The 440-nt window shown below is 39.3% G+C and carries 1 protein-coding gene and 1 pseudogene; both read left to right on the top strand.

Features of this window, described 5'->3' with window-relative positions:
* A pseudogene (locus tag F7Q96_RS26660) lies at nt 1–236 on the top strand (hypothetical protein); the annotation flags it as partial.
* 14 nt (nt 237–250) lie between these two features.
* A partial coding sequence (locus tag F7Q96_RS26655; protein WP_151023675.1) for a disulfide bond formation protein B occupies nt 251–440 on the top strand: 190 nt, incomplete at its 3' end.

Genomic DNA, 440 nt, shown 5'->3' with positions numbered 1-440 from the left:
AAGTAGATGAAACATTATCTGCTCATGTGATTGATGACACATTAAAGCATGGTGGAACCTGGAGCTTTGGTAGTCATATGGCACAATTACATGCTGAAACTTATGAAAAGCATGAGATTAGTGCAGAGACTTTGCAATATTTTGAACAATTGGCTGTGCAATCTTTACAGCAGCAAGAACAACTTGAGCAAGATAGTCAGATCAGTTTTGATCAATATCTTGAACAATATAGATAAAAACGAGGTTTTACATGCGATTAAGTTACCGTTTGGTGAGTGGACTGCTTGTTCTGGCAAGCATTGTCGGCATGTCTTTTGCGTTGTATTTGGAACATGTAAAAGGGTTGGAGCCATGTCCGCTCTGTATTTTTCAACGTGTTGGCTTAATGGCAATGGGTTTTGTGGCTCTTATTGCGTTTTTGCATAACCCGGTTTCCAATG

Source organism: Cupriavidus gilardii, from assembly GCF_008801915.1.
GTDB classification, from domain to species: Bacteria; Pseudomonadota; Gammaproteobacteria; order Burkholderiales; family Burkholderiaceae; genus Cupriavidus; species Cupriavidus gilardii.
The sequence above is the reverse complement of the archived record's forward strand: the minus strand, read 5'-3'. Positions and strand labels throughout refer to the sequence as shown.